14 protein-coding genes and 1 riboswitch are annotated in these 14,641 nt (G+C 60.3%); of the genes, 4 read left to right on the top strand and 10 right to left on the bottom strand.

Going from position 1 to position 14,641, the window contains the following annotated elements; genetic code table 11:
- Positions 1-23: 23 nt before the first annotated feature.
- On the bottom strand, positions 24-1,118 hold the full coding sequence (locus tag FHX06_RS17665) for a 2'-deoxycytidine 5'-triphosphate deaminase (protein WP_183847916.1): 1,095 nt from the start codon (positions 1,116-1,118) through the stop codon (positions 24-26).
- Between the two features lie 73 nt (positions 1,119-1,191).
- Positions 1,192-1,270, top strand: a riboswitch (SAM riboswitch).
- A 46-nt stretch (positions 1,271-1,316) separates the two neighbouring features.
- Here FHX06_RS17665 and FHX06_RS17660 point away from each other — a divergent pair.
- Together FHX06_RS17660 and apaG are read left to right on the top strand one after the other, a co-directional pair.
- Positions 1,317-2,501, top strand: coding sequence for an O-succinylhomoserine sulfhydrylase (locus FHX06_RS17660; RefSeq protein ID WP_113203353.1), 1,185 nt, complete (start codon positions 1,317-1,319; stop codon positions 2,499-2,501).
- Positions 2,502-2,689: 188 nt separating this feature from the next.
- Positions 2,690-3,082 (top strand): Co2+/Mg2+ efflux protein ApaG, encoded by a 393-nt coding sequence (apaG, locus tag FHX06_RS17655; protein WP_112541673.1) that lies wholly within the window; start codon positions 2,690-2,692, stop codon positions 3,080-3,082.
- Between the two features lie 60 nt (positions 3,083-3,142).
- On the opposite strand, the gene FHX06_RS17650 is transcribed toward apaG, so the two are convergent.
- From FHX06_RS17650 to FHX06_RS17635, 4 genes are all read right to left on the bottom strand, one after another.
- Entirely contained in the window at positions 3,143-3,733 is a 591-nt protein-coding gene (locus FHX06_RS17650) for a hypothetical protein (protein WP_183880215.1), read from the bottom strand.
- Between the two features lie 129 nt (positions 3,734-3,862).
- Positions 3,863-4,858, bottom strand: a complete 996-nt coding sequence (locus FHX06_RS17645; protein ID WP_183880213.1) for an Hsp33 family molecular chaperone — start codon at positions 4,856-4,858, stop codon at positions 3,863-3,865.
- Between the two features lie 91 nt (positions 4,859-4,949).
- A complete protein-coding gene (argF, locus tag FHX06_RS17640) occupies positions 4,950-5,867 on the bottom strand; it encodes an ornithine carbamoyltransferase (RefSeq protein ID WP_112541676.1) in 918 nt (305 codons plus the stop codon).
- A gap of 45 nt (positions 5,868-5,912) precedes the next feature.
- Positions 5,913-7,112 carry an aspartate aminotransferase family protein gene (locus FHX06_RS17635; RefSeq protein WP_112541677.1) on the bottom strand — a complete coding sequence of 400 codons (1,200 nt, stop codon included), beginning with the start codon at positions 7,110-7,112 and terminating at the stop codon, positions 5,913-5,915.
- Positions 7,113-7,537: 425 nt separating this feature from the next.
- On the opposite strand from FHX06_RS17635, the gene FHX06_RS17630 reads away from it, so the two are divergent.
- Complete coding sequence (locus FHX06_RS17630) at positions 7,538-8,068, top strand: GcrA family cell cycle regulator (RefSeq protein ID WP_112969922.1); 531 nt, start codon at positions 7,538-7,540, stop codon at positions 8,066-8,068.
- A 300-nt stretch (positions 8,069-8,368) separates the two neighbouring features.
- Positions 8,369-9,157, top strand: a complete 789-nt coding sequence (locus FHX06_RS17625; RefSeq protein WP_183880211.1) for a pyrroline-5-carboxylate reductase — start codon at positions 8,369-8,371, stop codon at positions 9,155-9,157.
- 133 nt (positions 9,158-9,290) lie between these two features.
- Here the strand turns inward: FHX06_RS17625 and phoB are convergent, their stop codons facing one another.
- From phoB to pstC, 5 genes are all read right to left on the bottom strand, one after another.
- Positions 9,291-9,974 (bottom strand): phosphate regulon transcriptional regulator PhoB, encoded by a 684-nt coding sequence (phoB, locus tag FHX06_RS17620; protein ID WP_003570612.1) that lies wholly within the window; start codon positions 9,972-9,974, stop codon positions 9,291-9,293.
- A gap of 129 nt (positions 9,975-10,103) precedes the next feature.
- On the bottom strand, positions 10,104-10,817 hold the full coding sequence (gene phoU, locus FHX06_RS17615) for a phosphate signaling complex protein PhoU (protein WP_037101140.1): 714 nt from the start codon (positions 10,815-10,817) through the stop codon (positions 10,104-10,106).
- 44 nt (positions 10,818-10,861) lie between these two features.
- A complete protein-coding gene (gene pstB / locus FHX06_RS17610; RefSeq protein WP_003588779.1) occupies positions 10,862-11,677 on the bottom strand; it encodes a phosphate ABC transporter ATP-binding protein PstB in 816 nt (271 codons plus the stop codon).
- A 14-nt stretch (positions 11,678-11,691) separates the two neighbouring features.
- Positions 11,692-13,014, bottom strand: a complete 1,323-nt coding sequence (gene pstA, locus FHX06_RS17605) for a phosphate ABC transporter permease PstA (protein WP_112541680.1) — start codon at positions 13,012-13,014, stop codon at positions 11,692-11,694.
- A complete protein-coding gene (gene pstC, locus FHX06_RS17600) occupies positions 13,011-14,492 on the bottom strand; it encodes a phosphate ABC transporter permease subunit PstC (protein ID WP_112541681.1) in 1,482 nt (493 codons plus the stop codon). The genes pstA and pstC overlap by 4 nt, the downstream gene beginning before the upstream one ends.
- Positions 14,493-14,641: the final 149 nt, after the last annotated feature.

Raw genomic sequence — 14,641 nt, 5'->3', positions numbered from 1 at the left:
TCAAGTCGCGGCGTCACCGCATATCAGATGCGGAAGTGCTTCGAGAGCTTCAGGCCCTGGGCCTGATAGTTGGAGCCAAGACCCGAGCCGTAGAGGCTCGAGGGCTGTTCCTGCATGTGTTCGTAGATCAGGCGGCCGACGATCTGGCCGTCTTCGAGGATGAAGGGCACTTCGTGGCTGCGCACTTCGAGCACGGCACGGCTGCCGCGACCGCCTGCCGGAGCGTGGCCGAAGCCCGGATCGAAGAAGCCGGCATAGTGGACGCGGAATTCGCCGACGAGTGGGTCGAAGGGCGTCATTTCCGCCGCGTAGTGCGGGGGAACGTGTACGGCCTCGCGCGAGACGAGGATATAGAATTCATCGGGATCGAGGATCAGTTCGTTGCGGCCGCGGCTGTAGAGCGGCTCCCAGAAATCGTAGATATCGTGCTGGGCCTTCTTGTCGACATCGACGACGGCGGTGTGATGCTTGCCGCGGTAGCCGATCAGGCCGTCCTTGTCGCCCGTCAGGTCGATCGACAACGCGATGCCGCCGCCGGAAATGTTCGGCTGCTTGGCTGCGACCAGCGTTTCCGTCTCGTGCAGTTTCAGAAGATCCGGCTCACCGAGTACCGATTGGCCGAAACGGAAACGGATCTGCGACAGGCGCGAGCCGCGGCGCACGACGATCGGGAAGGTGCGCGGGCTGATTTCGAGATAGAGCGGGCCGGAATAGCCTGATGGGATCTTGTCGAATTCCTGCGCGTAATCAGTGATGACACGCGTGAAGATATCGAGGCGACCGGTCGAGCTTTTCGGATTGGCCGAGGCAGACATATTGGCCGGCAGATCGAGATGCTCCATCAGCGGCACGATATAGACACAGCCGGTTTCCAGTACCGCGCCTTCGCTGAGGTCGATGACGTGCAGGCTCAGCCGATCAAGCTTGTCGGAAACGAGATGGGACGGGCCAGGCATGAAGCTGGCGCGCACCCGGAAAGCCTTGGCGCCCAGCCGCAGATCCAGGCTTGCCGGCTGGATCTGGTCGCGGTCCAGCTCGCGTTCGCTTTGAAGGCGCCCGGTTTCAAACAGCGCGGCAATTGCGCGGTCAGCCAAAATTCCAGTTTCGCGAGCCATCATGCTCCATCCATATACTCGCGGAGACAAAACCAAAGTCGGGGAATTGACGCAAGCTTAGAACGGCAGTATTGCAAATTTATCCCGTGGTGATTTGGCCGGTCGGCTTGCAGCCACGTTAAACAAGTGGCTAAAAAGACCGGGTTGAAAACCGGTCTGCATTTGCGGCCGGTTTTTTTGTTGTTTGAAAGTGGTGATGGCATGAGCAAGACCTGGCGCCCGGCAACCCAACTCGTCCACGGCGGAACGCTCCGCTCGCAGTATGGCGAGACTTCAGAGGCAATCTATCTCACGCAAGGTTTCGTCTACGATACGTCCGAAGCGGCCGAAGCGCGCTTCAAAGGCGAGACCGATGGTTTCATCTATGCGCGTTACGGCAGCCCCACCAATGACATGTTCGAAAAGCGCATGTGCATGCTGGAAGGCGCTGAAGACGCCCGAGCCACCGCGTCCGGCATGGCCGCTGTTACTGCTGCCATCCTCTGCCAGCTGAAGGCCGGCGATCATATCGTTGCTGCGCGCGCCCTTTTCGGCTCCTGCCGCTGGGTGGTTGAGACGCTGGCGCCGAAATACGGGATCGACTGCACGCTGATCGACGGTCGCGACCTCGAAAACTGGGAAAAGGCTATTACCCCGAAGACCAAGGTCTTCTTCCTGGAAAGCCCGACCAATCCGACGCTGGAAGTTGTCGACATCGCAGGTGTCGCCAAGCTCGCCAACCAGATCGGCGCAAAGGTCGTGGTCGACAACGTGTTTGCAACGCCGCTCTTCCAGAAGCCGCTGGAGCTCGGTGCCCATATCGTCGTCTATTCGGCGACTAAGCATATCGACGGCCAGGGCCGCTGCCTCGGCGGCGTCGTTCTCTCCGACAAGGAATGGATCGACGAGAACCTGCACGACTATTTCCGCCATACCGGCCCGGCCATGTCGCCCTTCAATGCGTGGACACTCCTGAAGGGCATCGAGACGCTGCCGCTCCGCGTCAAGCAGCAGACGCAGAATGCGGCGAAGATTGCCGATTTCCTGGCTGATCAGGGCAAGGTCGCCAAGGTCATCTATCCCGGCCGCAAGGACCATCCGCAGGCCGATATCATCGCCAAGCAGATGTCGGGCGGCTCGACACTCGTCTGCTTCGAACTGAAGGGCGGCAAGGAGGCGGCCTTCGCGCTGCAGAATGCGCTTGAGATCGTGAAAATCTCCAACAATCTCGGCGACTCCAAGAGCCTGATCACGCATCCGGCAACGACCACGCACAAGAATCTGACGGATGAGGCTCGCGCCGAACTCGGCATCTCGCCGGGCACGGTACGCCTGTCGGCCGGTATCGAAGATACGGACGATCTCATCGAGGATTTCGCTCGCGCTCTGGCGAAGGTTTCGGCCTGACATCAAGGCACGGCCGCCGGCAAACGCCGCGGCCGTCGCATTTGCCTTGAAATTAACACTGAGAGTTAGGCTTAATGAACGAAAGGCGGCCCAACTGAAGGTAGTGAGGCCGCGATCACTGTACCGTTTCTTGACGGAAGAGGCCTCGTATAAGATACGGGTAACGTATCCTGACTAAGGTGTAAGGCATGTATCGCGCCCTCACACGAGATATCGAAGTCGTTGTCGAGCCGTTTTATCTGGAGGAGCAATCCGATCCGGAAGACGATCGGTATGTCTGGGGTTATCGTGTGGTGATCAGCAACAACTCCGATATCGCCGTGCGTCTCGTCAACCGCTACTGGAACATTACCGACCAGAACGGGCAGATCGACGAGGTCAGCGGCCCCGGCGTCGTCGGCGAGCAGCCGCGGTTGCAGCCGGGCGATACCTATGAATATTCCTCTGGCTGCCCGCTGGATACGCCATCCGGCCTGATGTTTGGCCACTACCAGATGGAGACGGACGAAGGCGAGATGTTCGATGTCGACATACCCGCCTTCTCGCTCGATTCACCCGGCCTGCTCAGGGTGCTGAACTAAAGCGTAGCCTCGCTATTTGCGACGATGCGTCAATCTTGAGCCTTCAGTCGTCAATCTCTGTTAAAGTTCAAACGGATCCGCGGCGGTCTGAGCATCCGGTTTTGCATCGAATGGATCCTTTGATTGTGGCGGTTTCGGCTGTTTGGCCAGGACAGCGTCAACGGCCTTCTGACAGGCGATCATCTCATCAATAGCCTTGACGGAGTTTTTCAGACTAAGGGCGACTATTCGCTTGCCGTTAAAATCGGCGCGAAAACCCAACTTGACGGCAAACTCGCTAACCAAGTTAGTATCTTTAAAATCAATGCGTAGTCCCTTTTCACCGTTAAAGACCACAGCGCTTGCATCGACAGTCCATTTGGAGCGGTCCAGATAGAGCTCGATCGGGTATTGCTTGCCTTCCTCCAACGATTTCCAATTGTCATTGACCATCAGAATATAAAAGGGATGGTCCTTATCGAGGAAATTGAAGCCAAGACGGAAAAGTGTACGATCCTCAAAGGCCGTCGCAACAAAGCAGGCGCTGCCCAAAGTCAGGTCGGCAGCCACCGTCCAGCCGCCGACTTCTTTCCATAGCATTGTCTCGTCACTGGCGAAGCTCGTTTGCGGCACCGCAGCTATCAGCGCGAGAAGCAAACACAACAGCTTCATTGGCACCCATCCCGTTTTCATAGCCCAACCAATGAAACGCATAGGCACACAGTGACTACCAAAAGTCGAGTCACTGTGCCGCACCATCGCCTGTTTTTATTGGACGTTCTTCCCTTTCAACTGGGAATACTAAGTAAGCTGAGACGCGACCTCGTCCACCGGGAAACGATAGGTCGTGGAGCAGAACTCGCAGGTCACCGCGATCTCGCCGTTTTCCTGACTCGCCTCGATTTCCTCCGCGCTGAAGCCCTTCAGCACGCCGCCGATCTTTTCGCGCGAACAGCTGCAACGATCGAAGACCGCCCGCGGTTCGTAGACGCGCACGCCGCGCTCGTGGAAGAGGCGGAAGAGCAGGCGTTCCGTGCCGACCTGCGGATCGGTCAGTTCGTCGGCATCGACCGTTTCAACGAGCGAGCGGGCTTCCATCCAGGCATCATCCTCAACATGGGCGCGCGTAGCCGTGTCGCCATCGCCGCCATGAAGATCGGGCTGGCGCATACGCTCCGGCGCTTCCGGCAGGAACTGGGCGACTAGGCCCCCTGCCCGCCAGCGGTGACGCGGCTTGCCGTTCTCGTCGCGGTCGAAGAGTTCGGCAGCGGCAAGGCGCACACGTGTCGGGATCTGTTCCGACTGGCGGAAATAGACACCGGCTATGTCTTCCAGCGAGGTACCGTCAAGCGCGACGATGCCCTGATAGGGCTGGCTGAACTTGCCCTGGTCGATGGTGAAGGCGAGCACGCCCTTGCCGAGCAGCTGTTCCGGCTCCGTTTCGCCTGCCGCAATCGCCTTGTCGAGCAAGGCCTGATCGAAGCGGGCGTAGGCCCGGACATTTTCCGGCGTGGAGAAATCGGCGACCAGTAGATCGACGGGACCGTCGCTTTTGGTCTGGACCGTGAATTTGCCCTCGAACTTCAGCGAGGTGCCGAGCAGCACCGTGAGCACCACCACTTCCGCCAGAAGGCGGGCGACGGGCATGGGATAGTGATGGCGTTCGAGGATCGAATCCAGCATCGGGCCGAGCTGGACGGCGCGACCGCGCACATCCAGCCCTTCCACCTGGAAGGGGACGACATGATCATCGCCGGCGAAATCGAACTCGCCGAGGGCGGCGGCAGCTTCTGCCATGGCTTTCACTCCTGTTTTGTCAGAGCAGCCGGCTAGCGCACCGGCTGCTTGCGCAGCCGCGAGTTTTGGACTCGCGACATCCGATTATGGTTCAGATCGCGCCCAGGCACCAAGCAAGAATCGACTTCTGCGCATGAAGACGGTTTTCCGCCTCATCGAAGACCACGGACTGCGGGCCATCGATCACCTCATCCGTCACCTCCTCGCCGCGGTGGGCGGGAAGGCAATGCATGAACAATGCATCTTTGCCGGCCTGCGCCATCAAATGCGCATTGACCTGATAAGGCTGGAAGACATTGTGACCACGGGCCCGATGTTCCTGATTCATGGAGACCCAGGTATCGGTCACCACACAATCGACGCCGGCGACCGCACGGTCAGCATCATGGTAAAGCATGATTTCGGCGCCCTCATTGCGGGCCCAGTTCAGATAGTGATCCTTCGGCTCGGAACCAAGGGGTACCGCCATGTTCATGCGGTAGCCGAAACGGGCAGCCCCTTCCACGAGGGAATGCAGCACGTTGTTGCCGTCGCCGGTCCAGGCGATCGTCTTGCCCTTGATCGGGCCGCGATGCTCTTCGAAGGTCATGATATCAGCCATGATCTGGCAGGGATGGGTGTCATCCGTCAGCGCGTTGATGACGGGCACCGTGGCATGCTCGGCAAGCTCCAGCATCCGGCTGTGCTCGGTCGTGCGGATCATGATGGCATCGACATAGCGCGACAGGACCTTGGCCGTGTCGCCGATGGTCTCGGCGCGGCCGAGCTGCATTTCAGTACCCGACAGGAACAGCGTCTCGCCGCCGAGCTGGCGCATGCCGACGTCGAAGGAGACGCGGGTGCGGGTCGACGGTTTCTCGAAGATCATGGCCAGCATCTTGCCGGCGAGCGGCTTGTCGGCGGAACCGGCCTTGAATGCCTGCTTTCGCACCTTGGCATCGTCCATGATGGTTCTGAGGTCGGATGCGGTGACTGCGGAGAGATCGAGAAAGTGTTTGGGGGAAGCCATTGTTCGTTACCTGCTACGCCCGCCAGCGGGCGGGGCAATGTCCTATCAAGCGGTCTTCTTGACCTTGGCGGCACGGATGCTTTCGGCAGCGCGTTCGAGACGGGAAAGCCCCTCGCGCGCCTCCTCGGCGGTTACGACCAGCGGCGGCAGCAGGCGGATGACATTGTCGCCCGCCGGGATCGCCAGAAGGTGTGCTGCGCGAATTTCCTTCAGCAGTTCTGCCGAGGGGATGGCAGCCTTGACGCCGAGCAGTAGACCTTCGCCCCTGATATCTTCGATCACATCGGGATAGCGATCCTTGAGCGAGGCAAGGCCCTGACGGAAGACGAGGGTCACATCCCGCACGTGCTGCAGGAAGCCCTCGGCCAGGATGACATCGAGGACCGCGTTGCCGACGGCCATGGCCAGCGGATTGCCGCCATAGGTGGAACCATGCGTGCCGGCCTTCATGCCGGAGGCTGCTTCTGCGGTCGCGAGGCAGGCGCCGAGCGGGAAGCCGCCGCCGATGCCCTTCGCAACAGCCATGATATCGGGCGTGACACCCGACCATTCATGGGCGAAGAGCTTGCCGGTGCGGCCGACGCCGGTCTGAACTTCATCGAGAATGAGGAGCAGGCCATGCTCATCGCAGAGCTGGCGGAGCGCCTTCATGAATTCAGGTGTCACCGGGCGCACGCCACCCTCACCCTGCACGGGTTCGATGAGGATGCCGGCCGTCTTGTCGGTAATCGCCGCGCGTACCGCCTCGACATCGCCGAAAGGAACCTGGTCGAAACCGGGGGTCTTGGGGCCGAAACCTTCGAGATATTTTTCCTGGCCGCCGGCAGCGATCGTCGCCAGCGTGCGGCCGTGGAAGGCGCCTTCGAAGGTGATGATATGGAAACGCTCGGGATGACCCTTGGAGAACTGGTAGCGGCGCGCTGTCTTGATGGCGCATTCGAGCGCCTCGGCGCCGGAATTGGTGAAGAACACCTTGTCGGCGAAGGTGGCCTCGGTCAGGCGGTTGGCAAGCTTCTCCTGGCCGGGGATCTCATAGACGTTGGAGAGGTGCCAGACCTTGTCAGCCTGATCCTTGAGAGCGGCCACGACATGCGGATTGCCGTGTCCGACGGAGGTAACGGCAACGCCCGCGCCAAAATCCAGATATCGCTCGCCGGTTTCGGTGATCAGCCAGACGCCTTCACCTCGCTCGAACCGCAGCGGGGCACGAGAATAGGTATCATAAAGCGGCGAGGCTTCAGCCATGGCGCGATCTCCTTCAATCAGGCTCTGAGGCAACGGACTCCGGCTAAGAAAACCCGGTCCGAAAAATTAAAAATGCCGCCTTTCGGCGGCCTGAAGCACTATTTACTTTTCGCACTGCAATGTCAACAAAACTGAGGATTTAGCGCATGCGTCAAGCCTGCAATCCGCATTACAGGTCTATCAACAGCTAATGTTGCAGAAATGACTCTCTCGGGAAGCAAGTTGGGGAAAACTACGAATTCGGATTCATCGGATTCCTGCGACTCTTGTCACAGAGTCAGGCTCACACTAGGTTAAAGTTCAATTACTAGACTGCATGCGGCGGAACTAGTCACCAAAATTGATCAGGCGTTTCTTGCTTCGGAGGCTTCCGAGGCAACGGTGAGGGATTCTGCCATCACCAACGCGAAAGGTGGAGACAGGGCATGAACTGGACAGACGAGCGTGTCGAAAAGCTCAAGAAGCTTTGGTCGGAGGGACTAAGTGCCAGCCAGATCGCTGCGCAACTTGGCGGAGTAAGTAGAAACGCTGTTATCGGCAAGGTTCACCGGCTCAGTCTTCCCGGTCGCGCCAAGGCCGGCGGAACCGCAACCACGGCGCGTGCGCCCAAGCGCAACACCTCTGCTCCCCGCGCCCCGAACTATGCATCTCGCATCGCCACCCGCACCGTGACGCGCCAGCAGGGCGCAACGATGCTGAAGGAAGAGATCGAGATCGAAACGGTCGAGGAAATGGAATACGTGCCGGCCAAAAACGTGGTCGTGCCTATTTCACGTCGCCTCGGCCTGACGGAACTGACGGAGCGCACCTGCAAGTGGCCGGTCGGCGATCCGCTGAAGGACGATTTCTACTTCTGCGGCTGCGACTCCCCGGATTCATCGCCCTATTGCAACTACCACCAGCGTCTCGCCTATCAGCCGGTGAGCGAACGCCGTAAGGCTGTCCGGGTCGCCTGAGCAGCGATCTTGCAACAGACGCAATGTATCATCACCCCTCCTCGCCTGGCGCGGAGGGGTGATTTTTTAGCCGGCACAGGAACGCCGGAAAACGGCTCCTGACCGCGATCTGCGGAAGGCCGATCTCTGCCGGCATCCACCCTGCCTGACAATGCGAGCTTATGTGGCCAAGACCATCGATGCGTTTCAGCCCCAAGGCTGGCATGGACCGGTGGTCATGGCGCTGTAGCGCGATTTTCTGATACAGATGCGGTATTCTGGTGGAGTAGCACGGCGCAAATAGTCGCTTGGGGGGTGCCAATGGAGATCGATCCAAAGCGGATGACAATGGGGTTCGTCGGGGCGGGCACGATTACCGAGGCTGTCGTCACCGGATTGGGCAAGACGGCGTTTCGCGACACACCCATCGCGCTGTCACCTCGCAACGCAGGCGTCGCCTCCCGCCTCGCGGCGGCAAACGGGAATGTGTCTATCGCTCTGGGCAACCAGGATGTTCTCGACCGCTCCGATCTCGTATTTTTGGCAGTGAGGCCGCAAATTGCCGAGGAGGTCATCCGCTCGCTCCGATTTCGGCCGGGCCACCATGTCATCAGCTTTGTCGCGGCCACGCCAATGGATCAACTGCTGGCGTGGATCGATCGGCCGGTTCGCCTGAGCCTGGCAATTCCACTTCCGTTCGTCGCAGATCTCCAGGGGGCGACTGCGATCTACCCGCCCGACGAGGTCTCCCACACACTCTTTTCGGCGCTCGGAACGGCGATCCAGGTTGAAGACAAGCAGGAGTTCGAACTTCTCGCGGTGGCGAGCTGCCTGATGGCCAGCTATTTCGGCATCCTGGACGCGACGTCGACCTGGCTGCAGAGCAAGGGGCTCTCGGGAACGGCTGGCGACGCCTACCTCCGTCAATTGTTTTCCGGCCTCGCCCATGCTGCCCGTTCAAAACCTGTCGCGAGTTTCGATGAACTCATCGGCGAGCATTCGACCAAGGGCGGATTGAACGAACAGGTGCTCGAAGACTTTCGTGCGTTTGGCGGCACTGCGGCTCTGCAAAAGGCTCTTGATCGAATTCTTGTGCGCATCCGTCTGTAAAAAGCAGATCCTTTCGAGGTTCGCTTTCGGCGCCTGGTGTCGGCTTTCGTAAGGAGCTAGGGGCGCCAGATAGACAAACGGGCCGCCCGGCAAGCGAGCGACCCGTCTGGACCTCCGATCACTCGGATTAAGCTTAAGCTTCCATGGAATATCCCGCGCCGCGCACGGTGCGGATGACATCCTGCATGTTGGAGAAATTCAGCGCCTTGCGCAGGCGGCCGACATGGACGTCGACGGTGCGCTCGTCCACGTAGATATCATGGCCCCAGACGCCGTCGAGAAGCTGCGAGCGGGAGAAGACGCGGCCCGGCGAGGACATCAGGAATTCCAGCAGGCGGAATTCGGTCGGGCCGAGGCGGACTTCGCGGCTCTTGCGATGGACGCGGTGCGTTTCGCGATCGAGCTCGATATCACCACATTTCAGAACGGTGGAGAGCACCTCGGGACGGGCGCGTCGGAGCATCGCCTTGACGCGGGCGACGAGTTCCGGCGTCGAGAAGGGCTTGACGACATAGTCGTCCGCGCCGGTCGAAAGACCGCGAACGCGCTCGCTCTCTTCGCCGCGCGCCGTCAGCATGATGATCGGCAGGCGCTCGGTTTCCGGCCGCATGCGCAGCCGGCGGCAGAGCTCGATGCCGGAAACGCCCGGCAGCATCCAGTCAAGGATGAGCAGGTCCGGCGTGCGCTCCTGAAGCCGGATTTCGGCTTCGTCGCCACGAAGGATCGTATCCACCTCGAAACCTTCGGCTTCAAGGTTGTAGCGGAGAAGCACGCTCAGCGCCTCTTCATCTTCAACAACTGCAACTCTTGGGATCATGCGTGTCAGTCTCCTAATGCATGATCCTTAAACCGGGGGTGATTTAAGCAAGGGACCATGCAAGAACTCGGAATTGGCTGCGACCCTGCGCGCCCCCGACGGGGCGCGCACGCAATCGGCAGGTCCGGATTACTCCGTGACCGCACCAACGGTATTGGAGCTGTCGTCCTTCGGACGCTCGCCTTCCGGCTGGGCGCCGGTTGCCATGTAGTAGATCGTCTCGGCGATGTTGGTCGCGTGGTCGCCGATGCGCTCGATGTTCTTGGCGCAGAAGAGAAGATGCGTGCAGCTCGTGATGTTGCGCGGATCTTCCATCATGTAGGTGAGGAGTTCGCGGAACAGCGAGGTGTACATCGCGTCGATCTCGTCGTCGCGCTCGCGGATGGACTTGGCCTTGTCGGCCGAGCGATTGGTGTAGACGTCGAGCACTTCCTTGAGCTGGACCAGCGCCAGTTCGGAGAGATGCTCGAGACCGCGGGCGAGCTTGCGCGGAACGCCGGTGCTCTGCACCGCTATGACGCGCTTTGCCGTGTTCTTGCCGAGATCGCCGACGCGCTCGAGGTCGGCGGCGATGCGGATCGAACCCATGATCTCGCGAAGGTCGGAGGCCATCGGCTGGCGACGGGCGATCGTGACGATCGCCTTGTCGTTGATCTCGCGTTCAGCGTGATCGAGGATCACGTCGTCGGAAATGACCTTCTGAGCGAGTGCGGTGTCACCGTTGACCAGCGCGCGAACTGCGTCGGCGCCCATCTGTTCGGCAAGACCACCCATCTCGGAAATGCGCCGGGACAGGAACTTCAGATCGTCGTCATAGGCGGAAAAAATATGTGTCGATGCCATGGGGCTTTGTCCTCGAAAATCGGGAAGGCTTCACATTGCCAAAATCAGCCAAACCGGCCCATGATATAGTCCTGGGTGCGCGGATCGTCCGGATTGGTGAACATCTTGTCAGTATCGTTTTCCTCGACCAGGTTGCCGAGGTGGAACATGGCCGTACGCTGTGATACGCGCGCGGCCTGCTGCATGGAATGCGTCACAATGACGATCGTGTAGTTTTCACGCAGCTCGTGGATCAGCTCTTCGACCTTTGCAGTCGCGATCGGGTCGAGCGCCGAGCAGGGTTCGTCCATCAGGATGACTTCCGGGCTGACCGCAACGGCGCGTGCGATGCACAGACGCTGCTGCTGACCACCGGAAAGGCCGGTGCCGGATTCATGCACGCGGTCCTTGACCTCGTTCCAGAGGCCGGCGCGCTGCAGGCTGGTCTCGACGATCTGGTCGAGATCGGCCTTGGACTTTGCCAGACCGTGAATGCGCGGGCCGTAGGAGACGTTTTCATAGATCGTCTTCGGGAACGGGTTCGGCTTCTGGAATACCATGCCGACGCGGGCGCGGAGTTCCACGACGTCGATATCGGGATCGTAGATATCATCGGTGTCGAGCGTGATCTTGCCGGTCACGCGGCAGCCGTCGATCGTGTCGTTCATGCGGTTCAGCGAACGCAGGAAGGTAGACTTGCCGCAGCCCGAAGGGCCGATCAGCGCGGTCACGGTGTTTTCGCGGATGTTCAGATTGACATCGAAAAGCGCACGCTTCTCGCCGTAATAAACGGAGACATCCTGACCGATCATCTTATACGGGACGTTGCTCATTTTCTGGTCCAGCGCCTTCTCGACTGCGGCTTCCGTCAACATGTTCATGATCTCTACTCCGTTTACCAGCGGCGCTCAAAGCGACGACGCAAGAGGATAGCTCCGATGTTCATGACGATCAGGAACAGGAGCAGGACGATGATGGCACCCGAGGTTCTTTCCACGAATGCGCGCTCCGCTTCGTTGGCCCACATGTAGACCTGAACCGGAAGTGCCGTGGAGGGATCGAGCGGAGTGGCCGGCGCCTGGGCGACGAAGGCGACCATGCCGATCAGGAGCAGCGGCGCAGTTTCGCCGAGTGCGTGGGCAAGACCGATGATCGTGCCGGTCAGGATGCCGGGCATTGCAAGCGGCAGCACATGGTGGAACACCATCTGCATCTTCGAGGCGCCGAGGCCGAGGGCTGCCGAGCGGATCGACGGCGGTACGGCGCGCAGTGCCGCACGCGTCGCGATGATGATCGTCGGAAGCGTCATCAGGGTCAGCACCAGGCCGCCGACGAGCGATGCCGAACGCGGCAGGCCGGCGAAGTTGATGAAGACCGACAGGCCGAGCAGACCGTAGACGATCGACGGAACGGCGGCGAGGTTGTTGATGTTGACCTCGATCAGATCCGTCAGCTTGTTCTTCGGCGCGAATTCCTCGAGGTAGATCGAGGCTGCGACGCCGATCGGCAGCGAAAGGGCAAGCACGATGAGCATCAGGTAGAGCGAGCCGATCAGGGCGACGCCGAGACCTGCGGCTTCCGGACGGCTGGAATTGCCGTTGACGAAGAGGCCGGTGTTGAACGTCTTGTGGAGAGCACCGCTCGCCTTCAGCTCGTTCATCCAGGCAACCTGCTTGTCGTTGACCTTGCGGTTCTTCTCATCAACCGAAAGATTGATCTGGCCTTTGTTAGCGCTGTCGATATTGGCATCTGCAAGCACCGTGACATTGACGGTCTTGCCGATGATCGACGGGTCGGCAACGACCATGTCACGCAGCTGGATCGGCGCGCCCTTGGACAGCATGGCGGATGCGTCGCGCACGTCAGGACGGCTCGATGCATTGATGCCGAGCTGCTTGACGATCGCGTCGCGCAGCAGAACCGGATAGTTGGCAGCGACTAGCACCGAGGGGTCGGTTGCACGCTTGTTGTCCGGGTCGAGCGTCTTCTCGGCGAACTCGATCGGCAGCGTGATCGACGTCTGCTGGAAGGCCGTATAGCCGTTGCTGATGACCGTCCAGAGCAGGATGAAGAGGAAGATGAGGCCGAACGCTATGGCTGCGATGCCATAGGCCTGGAACCGGCGCTCGGCGGCATAGCGGCGCTTGATGCCGATATCGCGACGCGCGGGCGCCTTGGAAACGGTGACGCCGGCGACGGGGGAAACAATATTCGTCATTCGTACTGCTCCCGATATTTGCGCACGATGTAGAGCGCGTAAATGTTGAGGCAAAGCGTGATGCAGAACAGCGTGATGCCAAGTGCGAAGGCGACCAGCGTCTGCGGCGAGGTGAACTCAAGGTCGCCGGTCAACTGGTTGACGATCTTGACGGTCACGGTCGTCATCGGCTCGAAGGGATTGATCTGGATACGGGCGGCGACGCCGGCGGCCAGAACCACGATCATGGTTTCGCCAATGGCGCGGGAAGCCGTCATCAGCAGCGCGCCGACGATACCGGGAAGAGCTGCGGGCAGGACGACCTTCTTGATGGTTTCTGAGCGCGTGGCGCCGAGGCCGAGCGAACCGTCGCGCAAGGCACGCGGAACGGCGGTGATGATGTCATCCGACAGCGAGGAAACGTAAGGGATCAGCATGATGCCCATGACGATGCCGGCGGTGATGACGCTCTGTGCCTGGATGAAGTTCGTATAATTACCGGTCAGGAGACCGCTGATCTGCGACGAGAAATCACGCAGGAACGGCCCGACGGTGACGAGCGCGAAGAAGCCGTAGACGATCGTCGGAATGCCGGCGAGCACTTCGAGAAGTGGCTTGGCGATCGAGCGGATCTTCGGAGAGGCGTATTCGGCCATATAGATGGCGGCAAAGAGGCCAACCGGCACGGCGACCAGCATGGCGACCAGGCCGATATAGAGCGTGCCGAGCAGGAGTGGGATAAGCCCGAACTGGCCGAAGGAGGAGCTGCCCGCACCGGCAAAGCGCGGATCCCAGACCGTTCCGAAGAAGAAGTCGACGAAGGGAACGACGGAGAAGAAACGGGCCGCTTCTGACAGCATCGAGAGAACGATGCCGATCGTCGTCAGAATGGCGATGGAGGATGCAACGAGCAGCGCCCAGAGCATTACACGCTCGACACGATTGCGGGCGCGGAAGCGCGGAGCAACCGAGCGCAGCGCATAGAAGGCGCCTGCGACGGAAATGAGCAGAACGATCGCCGTCATGATGGTGCGGCTCGTCATGCTCTCAGAGTTCAGGGTCTTTGCGGCATCGATCATGTAAGGCTGCGGCTCGCCGGCGAGCGGCACACCCTTTTCACTGAGCTTTGCCTGCAAGCCCGCGGGATTGCCCGAGAGGGAGGAAACCTCATCTGAGGTCAGCAGGTTCATGCCGCGGGCAATGGTGGCGACCATGCTGTAGGCGAGATCCTGCTGGACGGCCGGCTGCGCCTTCACGTCGTCAGGAAAGGCGCCGCGAACGGAAGAAGAGATGATGCCCGGGCTGACAGCCAGCCAGACACACAGAACGATCAGGGACGGCAGAGCAGCCCAGATCGCGGCATAGGAGCCATAATAGGCCGGCCGCGAATGCAGGGCAGCAGATCTGCCTCCGGAAAGTGCGCTAGCGCGGCTGCGCGCAGCCACATAGGCAACGGCGCCGATCACCACCAGGCACAAGAGTATGATGGATGTGCTCATTCGTTACGTCCCCAGGCCCACAGCCCCCAAAGAACCCGGCAGCTCCAGGAGCGTGCCATCGGCTTCATTATCATGGAGAAGAAGTTCACCCGTCCGGCGCCCCATTGGAGCCGGATGGATAAGGCGATGCCGGCGCGACGCCCCCGAGC

The sequence above is a fragment of the Rhizobium sp. BK512 genome, assembly GCF_014194915.1.
GTDB lineage: Bacteria > Pseudomonadota > Alphaproteobacteria > Rhizobiales > Rhizobiaceae > Rhizobium.
This window is presented reverse-complemented; position numbering and strand designations above follow the sequence as displayed.

Coding starts and splice junctions, on each gene's coding strand:
- FHX06_RS17665 (WP_183847916.1), bottom strand. CDS start 1,118: ATGATGGCTCGCGAAACTGGAATTTTGGCTGACCGCGCAATTGCCGCG.
- FHX06_RS17660 (WP_113203353.1), top strand. CDS start 1,317: ATGAGCAAGACCTGGCGCCCGGCAACCCAACTCGTCCACGGCGGAACG.
- apaG (WP_112541673.1), top strand. CDS start 2,690: ATGTATCGCGCCCTCACACGAGATATCGAAGTCGTTGTCGAGCCGTTT.
- FHX06_RS17650 (WP_183880215.1), bottom strand. CDS start 3,733: ATGAAGCTGTTGTGTTTGCTTCTCGCGCTGATAGCTGCGGTGCCGCAA.
- FHX06_RS17645 (WP_183880213.1), bottom strand. CDS start 4,858: ATGGCAGAAGCTGCCGCCGCCCTCGGCGAGTTCGATTTCGCCGGCGAT.
- argF (WP_112541676.1), bottom strand. CDS start 5,867: ATGGCTTCCCCCAAACACTTTCTCGATCTCTCCGCAGTCACCGCATCC.
- FHX06_RS17635 (WP_112541677.1), bottom strand. CDS start 7,112: ATGGCTGAAGCCTCGCCGCTTTATGATACCTATTCTCGTGCCCCGCTG.
- FHX06_RS17630 (WP_112969922.1), top strand. CDS start 7,538: ATGAACTGGACAGACGAGCGTGTCGAAAAGCTCAAGAAGCTTTGGTCG.
- FHX06_RS17625 (WP_183880211.1), top strand. CDS start 8,369: ATGGAGATCGATCCAAAGCGGATGACAATGGGGTTCGTCGGGGCGGGC.
- phoB (WP_003570612.1), bottom strand. CDS start 9,974: ATGATCCCAAGAGTTGCAGTTGTTGAAGATGAAGAGGCGCTGAGCGTG.
- phoU (WP_037101140.1), bottom strand. CDS start 10,817: ATGGCATCGACACATATTTTTTCCGCCTATGACGACGATCTGAAGTTC.
- pstB (WP_003588779.1), bottom strand. CDS start 11,677: ATGAACATGTTGACGGAAGCCGCAGTCGAGAAGGCGCTGGACCAGAAA.
- pstA (WP_112541680.1), bottom strand. CDS start 13,014: ATGACGAATATTGTTTCCCCCGTCGCCGGCGTCACCGTTTCCAAGGCG.
- pstC (WP_112541681.1), bottom strand. CDS start 14,492: ATGAGCACATCCATCATACTCTTGTGCCTGGTGGTGATCGGCGCCGTT.